This is a genomic window from Ruminococcus sp. D54t1_190329_F1, assembly GCF_015551645.1.
Lineage (GTDB): Bacteria > Bacillota > Clostridia > Lachnospirales > Lachnospiraceae > Blautia_A > Blautia_A faecis.
This window is the reverse complement of record NZ_JADNDC010000068.1, coordinates 1-8,798: the sequence shown is the minus strand read 5'-3', so window position 1 is coordinate 8,798 and position 8,798 is coordinate 1. Positions and strand designations below refer to the sequence as shown.

Sequence of the window (8,798 nt, the reverse complement as noted above, 5' to 3'; positions counted from 1 at the left end):
GTAAAAATAGGTTCAAAAATGAGCATTATTTTTCCCACTTATTCAGAAAAAAAGGCACTATCCAAATCCAAACAGAAAAAGTTCTGTATTTGGCAAATAGTGATAAATTGTGAAAGGAAAAGAATGAGAAAATTAGCACTTCGTGACGAAATATTGCTCAGTGTTGACAACGCAGCACGTTATATCGGCGGGGAAGTCAACTCTGTAATGAAAAATTTAGACGGGATAGATGTCCGTGTGGCGTTTTGCTTTCCGGATGTCTAAGACACGATTTTTTTACCTACTCCCTTTTAAAATCACTTAGTGCTATTTGCCGTTATTTCCTACCTTTTTATCTGTATTATTTTGTGTTAGTTCGTGTTATTTAAGCTTAAAAGGGATTCAATAACACAAAATAAGCCTTTGACAAAAGGCCATTTTTGACCACCTTTTGCAATCAATTTTCTGTTTCATACTTTCGGATCATGCCCTTTTATATGACAAAATTTGATATTTTTGTAAAAAACAGGTTTTTATGCAATCTGTCAGTTATCTAATAATACTTCTTATGGTTGCAGTTCGCTTTCCAGACGGCTATTGCTGGTATTTTCTATTGCACCTGTTCACTCATCATAAAAAGTATCTTGTAAAGGAATTCCATTAATGTTAAGATAGAATCAGATAAAAGTACTTTCACATTCATCAATCGAAAATGCCAGGAGGTGATTGCTGTAAATGGCTGATGAAAACACCCTATTGAACAGTGATTTAGAGTCACGCTACGAAAAATACAAAGGCATTATTAAGAATTTTACACTCATGAGTGATATATTTATGCGAAACGTGTTCAAGAAAAGAGAATGTCTGGAATATGTTTTGCAGGTCATTATGGAGAAACAAGATTTACACGTGATTGATCAGATAATCCAAAAAGATTATAAAAATTTGCAGGGACGCTCCGCAGTAATGGACTGCGTTGCCAGGGATTCCACAGGCAAACAATTTGATGTGGAAATCCAGCAGGATAATGAAGGAGCTTCCCCAAAAAGAGCCCGGTACCATAGTGGACTGATGGATATGAATACCCTAAATCCCGGACAGGATTTTGAGGAACTGCCGGAAAGCTATGTAATTTTTATTACCAGGGACGATATTCTTGGATATGGACTTCCCATTTACCACATTGACCGGCAAATCAAAGAATTAAATGAAGCTTTTCAAGATGAAGCACATATCATATATGTAAATTCCAGGAAACAGAATGATACAGAACTTGGAAAGCTGATGCATGATTTACACTGTAAAAAGGCAGATGAGATGCACAGTCCGATTCTTGCAAAACGAGTATATGAATTGAAGGAGACACAGAAAGGGGTTGAACTTATGTGCCATGAAATGGAGAAAATCTATAGTGAAGGAATGGAAAGCGGAGAGAAACGTGGTGAGCTCAAAAAAGCAAAAGAAACAGCCCTTTCCATGGCAGAAGAGGGCATGGACGTAAAGATGATTGCTCGTTTGGTTAAGGTAAGTGAAAAAGATGTCCAGAAATGGATTGATGAAACTTTGTGTGTAACAAAATAACTGAAATCATTATAAATGGGGCTGTCGGGACAGCCCCATTATCAATATTAATAAAGAATACTATTAAAAGTGTTATGTCTGGAGGCGGTTTTGTGACACATGATCAATTTAAGAAAGCAGCAGATTATTGGAAGAATAAAAAACAGAATGCTATGCCGGAAGAAAAGCTGAAAAAGACAGTATTGGAATATATCAATTCCAACAATACTTGTGCACTTGCGACTGGAACTGGGGATTATGTAAGATGTACCCCAATTGAGTATAGCTACCATGATGGGAAGTTTTGGATGTTTTCAGAAGGTGGCGAAAAGTTTATTGGTCTTGAGAAAAATGAAAATGTATGTCTGGCCATTTATGATAAGTATGATGGAGCGGACAATTTGAAAAGCATACAGGTAATAGGAAAGGCAGATCTTGTGGAACCTTTTTCCGATACATATAATAAACATGCAAAGATTAAGAAGCTTCCAGTAGAAACATTAAAGAAACTGGCTTCGCCAATGAACCTTATCTGTGTAACACCAGTTAAAATGGAAGTACTTTTTTCTGAATTTAAGAAAAATGGATACAGCAGCAGGCAGACAATAAAATTTTAATAAATTATATTTTATGGGGGTATTGTATGAAAGCACATAAATATTGGTCTATCGGAGCATTTATTACCATGATCGGAACTTTTTATACCGGTTACAAAGGGTTAAAATCAAGCCACAAATATTTCGCACTAAGCTCTCTGCTTTGTATGATAATGTCTATCTATACAGGACATAAAATGATTTCTGGCAGTAAAAAAACAAGAAAGAAAGCGGAAGCTACAGAAACGGAGGATTAAAAAATGTTGGAAACAGGAACAAAAGCCCCTGATTTTGAGTTGCCGGATCAGAATGGAAACATGCATAAGTTAAGCGATTATGCCGGAAAGAAAGTGATTTTATATTTTTACCCGAAAGATAATACAGCTGGCTGTACGAAACAGGCATGTGGATTTTCAGAAAGGTATCCTTTGTTTACAGAAAAAGGAGCTGTTATCCTTGGTGTTAGTAAGGATTCTGTAGCTTCCCATAAGAGATTTGAAGAAAAATACGGACTGGCATTTACTTTATTGGCAGATCCGGAGCGTAAAGTGATTGAAGCATATGACGTCTGGAAAGAAAAGAAGAATTATGGAAAAGTTTCTATGGGAGTAGTCCGGACAACATATCTGATTGATGAGAATGAAATTATCATAAAGGCAAATGATAAAGTGAAAGCGGCAGATGATCCTGAAAATATGCTGAAGGAATTGACGTGATGAAGATTATATTATCACCAGCAAAAAAGATGGTTACAGATACGGACAGCATAGCACCAGTGGGAATGCCGAATTTTCTTGATAAGACAACTGAGATACTAAGTTGGATGAAGGGTCTGGAAAAAGATAAACTGAAGGCAATCTGGAAATGCAATGACAAGATTGCCAGGCAGAACTTTGAAAGATTAGAAAATATGGATCTTTATCACATGCTTACTCCTGCTATTTTGTCCTATGAGGGAATTGCATTCCAGTATATGGCACCAGCAGTGTTTGAATACGGACAATTTGAGTATATCCAAAAGCATCTTAGAATCTTATCCGCATTTTATGGAAGCCTAAAGCCACTGGACGGTGTGAGACCATATCGTCTGGAAATGCAGGCAAAGGTTACAATAGGAAATACCCGGAATTTGTATGACTATTGGGGAGACATGCTGTATAAGTCCATCATTGATGACAGCCAGATCATTATTAATCTGGCATCAAAGGAATATTCGAAATGCATAGAAAAATATCTGTCACCGAAAGATACGTATATAACGATTACATTTTGTGAATTATCCGGAGAAAAGCTAGTAACAAAAGGTACTTATGCAAAAATGGCCCGTGGTGAAATGGTCAGATTTATGGCAGAAAGAGGGATTGAAAATCCAGCTGATATACAAAAATTTAACAGACTGGGCTATAGGTTTAGAGAAGATTTGTCGTCAGAGAAGGAATATATTTTTGAACGGTTGTCTGCACTGTAGTGTGGTATTGCTAAATTGTAATTATTCTTGTTGAGAATGATATTCACTTACGTAAAATTCATTGACATCACCAGAAAGAAATGATATATTGCAGACAAGGTTAGTTTTGCCTAACTTGCATTAATCCCTGCATTCCAGGGAATGCTTATTACAAAAAAAGGAGGAATTTTAAAATGTCAATGATCAATAAAGAAGTAAGTGATTTTTCTGTTCAGGCTTATCAGAATGGGGAGTTTAAAACCGTGACCAAGGCCGATATTCTGGGAAAATGGAGCGTATTTTTCTTCTATCCGGCCGACTTTACCTTTGTATGCCCTACCGAGCTGGAGGATCTGCAGAATAAATATTCTGATTTCCAGGCTGCTGGCTGCGAAATCTACTCTGTTTCTACAGACTCCCATTTTGTCCACAAAGCATGGCATGATTCCTCTGAAAGAATCGGTAAGATCACTTATCCAATGCTGGCAGATCCTACCCACGCACTCTGCAAGGATTTTGAAGTGCTGATCGAATCTGACGGAATGGCAGAAAGAGGAAGCTTCATTGTAAACCCGGAAGGCAAGATCGTGGTTTATGAAGTAAATGCCGGCAATGTAGGACGCAATGCAGATGAACTTTTCCGCCGTCTCCAGGCAAGCCAGTTTGTAGCAGAACACGGAGACCAGGTGTGCCCGGCAAAATGGCAGCCAGGAGCCGAAACTCTGAAGCCAAGTCTTGATCTGGTAGGTATGCTTTAATGTCGAACGAAAATTTCTATGATGTAGTTGTGATCGGAGGAGGTCCTGCCGGTCTGACAGCTGCCTTATATCTGGCTCGCGCCTGCTACCGTGTTCTGGTAATTGAGAAGGAAAAATTCGGCGGCCAGATTACCATTACCGATGAAGTGGTAAACTATCCAGGCGTCATGAAAACCAGTGGGAAAGAACTGACCCAGGCCATGCAGAAACAGGCGGAACATTTCGGAGCAGAGTTTTTGCTTGGGGATGTTGTCAGCCTAAAAAAAGCAGAAGAAGCATCCGGCGCAGAAATCTGGGAAACAACCACCGATAAAGGTTCCTACAAAAGCTTTGGAATCCTGCTCGCAACAGGAGCCCATCCAAGAATGATCGGTTTTCCAGGTGAGGCCAAGTTTCGCGGTCACGGAGTAGCCTATTGTGCCACCTGTGACGGAGAATTTTTCCGTGGAAAAGAAATTTTCGTAGTTGGCGGCGGGTTTGCTGCAGCAGAAGAAAGCGTATTTTTGACAAAATATGCAAGCCATGTAACTATTTTAATCCGTGGAAATGATTTTTCCTGCGCAGAAGCGGTAGCGGAAGCCGCCAAAAATCACCCTAAGATCACAGTTTTAACCAATACAGAGGTTGTCTATGTGGAGGGTGACCACACGCTGCGAAAGATCTGCTACAAAAATAAAAACACTGGAGAAGAAACCATTTTCGATTCTGCAGATGACACCTTTGGCATATTTGTATTTGCAGGCTACGCGCCAAATACGGATCTGGTAAAAGACCTGATTGCTCTGGATTCCCATGGATATGTGGAAACGGACCGAACCCAGAAGACCAGCTGTCCGGGAATTTACGCAGCCGGAGATGTATGCCAGAAGAATCTCCGCCAGGTGGTAACTGCAGTGGGAGATGGTGCCACAGCTGCCACAGAGCTGGAAAAATATGCCGCAGCCATGCAGGGGAAAACCGGAATCCACCCGGAAAAGCCAATCAAAAAAGAGGCCGAAGTTCACAAGGAATCACCCGCAGGAAAAGAAACAGAAGGGAAATCCTCAGCCGGTATTTTTTCACAGGATATCATAAACCAGCTGAATGTTGTATTTTCCAGAATGGAGGGAAACCTGCAACTTGACCTGCATCTGGATTCCCGTCCCGTCAGCCAGGAATTGAAAGGCTATATGACAGAACTGGAGAAATATACAGACAAACTGACCGTACAGGAAGCGGACTCTGCTTCGGATTCTGCTGCCTTGCTGCCTTTTGTAGAAGTGCTGACTGCCTCCGGGGAAAAGACTGGATTAGCTTTCCACGGCGTGCCAGGGGGACACGAGTTTACCTCTTTTATCCTGGGATTATACAACGCCGCAGGACCAGGGCAGCCCCTTGACCCTGCCATCAGAGAACGTATCCTCGCTATCGACCATAAGGTGCACATGCAGATCCTGGTATCCCTTTCCTGTACCATGTGCCCGGATCTGGTAGTGGCAGCCCAGAGGATTGCCTCCTTAAATCTCCTTGTAACAGCAGAAGTATACGACATCGCCCATTTCCCGGATTTAAAGGAAAAATACAACGTTATGAGCGTCCCCTGCCTGATAATCAACCAGGATCAGGTAACATTTGGGAAAAAGAATATCCCGCAGCTGTTGGAATTGCTCTAATAAGATAATAAAAACTGTAATGATAAACTCCTATGGTTTATTGTTACAGTTTTTTAATTCAAGAAAATTTTTATTCCCCGACCACAATTGTGGTAAAATAGCGGTAAGTAATAACTAATACCGTATTTCCGCAAAAGAATCTGTCTAAGCAGAGTGGTTATCGTCCAAATGGAGTTGTGTGACCCTGTAAGAAATGGTATGGTTATTGTTAGAAGCAACTAACTATTATATAACTCAGGAGGCACACAATGAAAAAGAAGTTCGTTTCTGTTTTATTAGCACTTACCATGTCAACTACCTTATCTGCCGGATTAACCAGTACCGTATTTGCAGAAGAAGCAGTAAGCACCGCATCTGAATGCTCTTATGACGGCGGCAGTGGCACCCAGGAAGATCCGTACCAGATTTCCTCGACAGATTCTTTCCTGACATTTGCCGCTAATGTAAATGACGGCTCAAACGCAGGTTATGCGGATACTTATTTTCTTCTGACAAATGATCTTGATCTTACAGGCATTGACTGGGAACCCATCGGCAATATGAATGACATGGAAAACCATTCCACCTTGTTTCTGGGCTCCTTTGACGGCGGAGATCACACAATTTCAAATTTAAAATATGAATCTGACAAATACAACTGCGGGGCTGGTCTTTTCGGCGTAAACTGCGGCGAAGTCAAAAATCTGACAGTGGAAAATGCAGAAGTAACCGTAACAGATGGCACCTCTCTGGCTATTGGCGGCGTTGTAGGATACAACATGGGATCAGTGGATCACGTAACCTTAAAAGGAAACTCCGTAATTACAGGCAACAACTGCACTGGCGGAATTGTAGGAGGCAACAACAATTCCGTAACCAACTGCTCCGCAGAAAATGTAACCGTCATCGTAATTGGAGATAATGAATTTGAAGAAAACCATATTGTGCAGGCAGATGTAGCAGAATGTGGTGGCCTGGTCATCGGCGGCGGTTTTGGCGGAACCATTGACAACTGCAGCGCAAGCGGAACTGTAAAGGCAGAAGGAAACGAACCGGTTGGTCTTGGCGGAATCGGCGGCTGTCTGGAAATGATGGATTCCATTACCAACTGCACCGCTGATGTCACAATTGAAAGCGCAAATGGCGGCCATGCGATCGGCGGTCTTTGTGGTTACGCAGGCACTCACTCCAATCCAGACGTATGCCTGGAAACAGAAGGATTTTCCACGAAAAATTATCCGTCCGTAATTGATAACTGCAAGATAACTGTTTCCATAAAAGCGGATGGAGCAACCCATGTAGGAGGTCTTATTGGCACCGGACTTTACTATTATGGAGAAGAAACCGTATTTAAAGTTACCAACTGTTCTGTAACAGGATCCATTGACGGTGCTGTAACACCAGGTACCGTTGCCGGCAGGGCAGTGGGCAGTGTAATAGAAAGCTGCGACGCAGACATTTTAATTGATGGTGTGCATGCAGACAATCAGATTGGCACCACTTCCTGCATGTACGAGAGTGCGGACCAGTAAGAGAGGAAAAAATGGAACAGCATCCGTTAACGGATTTTTTTGACCAGAAAGTTCAAAAAACAACGGGCAAAAACAACCGTACTATTTATAAAATGAACAATGAAACCGGAGAAGGAATCATCACGCAATATATTATTTTGCCTGGCATCCAGTTCTTTTATAACGATTTTCACATGAGCAATGGACAGAACCAGAATAAACTGCCTCACGCAGATGTTCTGGAACTGAACCATTGCAGGGAAGGGCGTTTTGAATGCAGATTTGCCAACGGCACTTATCAGTATATTGGAAGCGGTGATCTTGCCATCAACCTTCTTTCCAACCAGACCGTTTCAACCAGCTTTCCGCTGTCTCATTATCACGGCATCTCCATCACCATAGATTTACAAAAAGCAGACTCTGTCATCCGAAAAATCGGCGAGATGACAGGCGGTCTGGACATTGATCTGTTTTCCATTGCCAACGGCTTTTGCAAAAATGGTACCTGTGCTGTAATTAGAAATCAAAATAAAATCAACCACATTTTTTCTGAACTGTACTGCACCAAGCCGTATATGCACGCTTCCTATCTGAAGGTCAAGGTCCTGGAACTGCTCCTTTATCTTGGAACTGAGAAAATACAGAATACCCAGGTAAAAGTTCCGTATTTCGCACATACTCAGGTAAAAAAAGTAAAAGAAATTCAAAAGTATATGGTTTCCAATTTGCGCCAGCATTACACTCTTGAACAATTGTCCGAGCAATTTGACATTCCTCTTACTTCCATGAAAGCATGTTTTAAGGGAGTTTTCGGCTGTTCCATTTATGCCTACATAAAATCCTACCGTATGCAGGCTGCAACCGTACTGCTTCAGAATTCTGACTGCAGCATTACAGAAATCGCCATGAAAATGGGCTACGACAACCCCAGCAAGTTTTCGGAAGTCTTCAAAAAAGAGTATGAGATGACTCCATCTGAATTTCGAAAGAAATACATAAAAGCATAATTGCACACTCCTTTACAAAAACATACCTTGACAAATCTCGTCTCAGCTTTACATTTTATAATAAAATACCTCAGGAAACGGAACGTTTATAGTCAAAGTCTCTCCCTGGATATCCGCGATCTGCTGGCAGAGGCCCAGCATCCGGTAAGGATTTGCATATCCGAAAAGTTTCATGATCTTATCAAACTGTTTTTCCCTTTTGATAAGATCTGCGAGATACATATATCTGAGGTCTCCAAGGGAGATGCGGGGCAGGCCATAGGACTGTGTGATCTTTTTCAGTCTGGTATTCAGTGTGGGAAGCGTCTT

11 protein-coding genes are annotated in these 8,798 nt (G+C 41.3%); 10 read left to right on the top strand and 1 reads right to left on the bottom strand.

Features of this window, described 5'->3' with window-relative positions; translation table 11 throughout:
- The 10 genes from I2D69_RS19870 to I2D69_RS19010 all read left to right on the top strand — a co-directional run.
- On the top strand, positions 1-264 hold a 264-nt coding region (locus I2D69_RS19870), incomplete at its 5' end, for a hypothetical protein (protein WP_207718738.1).
- Between the two features lie 450 nt (positions 265-714).
- Positions 715-1,560, top strand: a complete 846-nt coding sequence (locus I2D69_RS19050; protein ID WP_195380390.1) for a PD-(D/E)XK nuclease family transposase — start codon at positions 715-717, stop codon at positions 1,558-1,560.
- 92 nt (positions 1,561-1,652) lie between these two features.
- A complete protein-coding gene (locus I2D69_RS19045) occupies positions 1,653-2,156 on the top strand; it encodes a pyridoxamine 5'-phosphate oxidase family protein (protein WP_148463763.1) in 504 nt (167 codons plus the stop codon).
- Positions 2,157-2,182: 26 nt separating this feature from the next.
- A complete protein-coding gene (locus I2D69_RS19040; RefSeq protein WP_173717530.1) occupies positions 2,183-2,392 on the top strand; it encodes a DUF6219 family protein in 210 nt (69 codons plus the stop codon).
- A 3-nt stretch (positions 2,393-2,395) separates the two neighbouring features.
- Positions 2,396-2,851 (top strand): peroxiredoxin, encoded by a 456-nt coding sequence (locus tag I2D69_RS19035; RefSeq protein WP_148463765.1) that lies wholly within the window; start codon positions 2,396-2,398, stop codon positions 2,849-2,851.
- On the top strand, positions 2,851-3,603 hold the full coding sequence (yaaA, locus tag I2D69_RS19030) for a peroxide stress protein YaaA (RefSeq protein ID WP_148463766.1): 753 nt from the start codon (positions 2,851-2,853) through the stop codon (positions 3,601-3,603). Before I2D69_RS19035 ends, yaaA begins: the two co-directional genes overlap by 1 nt.
- 173 nt (positions 3,604-3,776) lie before the next feature.
- Entirely contained in the window at positions 3,777-4,340 is a 564-nt protein-coding gene (gene ahpC, locus I2D69_RS19025) for an alkyl hydroperoxide reductase subunit C (RefSeq protein ID WP_148463767.1), read from the top strand.
- Complete coding sequence (locus tag I2D69_RS19020) at positions 4,340-5,992, top strand: FAD-dependent oxidoreductase (RefSeq protein ID WP_173717531.1); 1,653 nt, start codon at positions 4,340-4,342, stop codon at positions 5,990-5,992. The genes ahpC and I2D69_RS19020 overlap by 1 nt, the downstream gene beginning before the upstream one ends.
- 248 nt (positions 5,993-6,240) lie before the next feature.
- Positions 6,241-7,503, top strand: coding sequence for a GLUG motif-containing protein (locus I2D69_RS19015; protein WP_148463769.1), 1,263 nt, complete (start codon positions 6,241-6,243; stop codon positions 7,501-7,503).
- 11 nt (positions 7,504-7,514) lie between these two features.
- A complete protein-coding gene (locus I2D69_RS19010; protein ID WP_148463770.1) occupies positions 7,515-8,489 on the top strand; it encodes an AraC family transcriptional regulator in 975 nt (324 codons plus the stop codon).
- A gap of 48 nt (positions 8,490-8,537) precedes the next feature.
- Here the strand turns inward: I2D69_RS19010 and I2D69_RS19005 are convergent.
- Positions 8,538-8,798: hypothetical protein (locus tag I2D69_RS19005; protein WP_195380389.1), on the bottom strand; the 261-nt coding region annotated here is incomplete at its 5' end.

What these genes read in the sequence shown, in the direction of transcription:
- I2D69_RS19020 (WP_173717531.1), top strand. Translation starts at nt 4,340, where the DNA reads ATGTCGAACGAAAATTTCTATGATGTAGTTGTGATCGGAGGAGGTCCT.
- I2D69_RS19010 (WP_148463770.1), top strand. Translation starts at nt 7,515, where the DNA reads ATGGAACAGCATCCGTTAACGGATTTTTTTGACCAGAAAGTTCAAAAA.
- I2D69_RS19035 (WP_148463765.1), top strand. Translation starts at nt 2,396, where the DNA reads ATGTTGGAAACAGGAACAAAAGCCCCTGATTTTGAGTTGCCGGATCAG.
- I2D69_RS19040 (WP_173717530.1), top strand. Translation starts at nt 2,183, where the DNA reads ATGAAAGCACATAAATATTGGTCTATCGGAGCATTTATTACCATGATC.
- I2D69_RS19050 (WP_195380390.1), top strand. Translation starts at nt 715, where the DNA reads ATGGCTGATGAAAACACCCTATTGAACAGTGATTTAGAGTCACGCTAC.
- I2D69_RS19015 (WP_148463769.1), top strand. Translation starts at nt 6,241, where the DNA reads ATGAAAAAGAAGTTCGTTTCTGTTTTATTAGCACTTACCATGTCAACT.
- ahpC (WP_148463767.1), top strand. Translation starts at nt 3,777, where the DNA reads ATGTCAATGATCAATAAAGAAGTAAGTGATTTTTCTGTTCAGGCTTAT.
- yaaA (WP_148463766.1), top strand. Translation starts at nt 2,851, where the DNA reads ATGAAGATTATATTATCACCAGCAAAAAAGATGGTTACAGATACGGAC.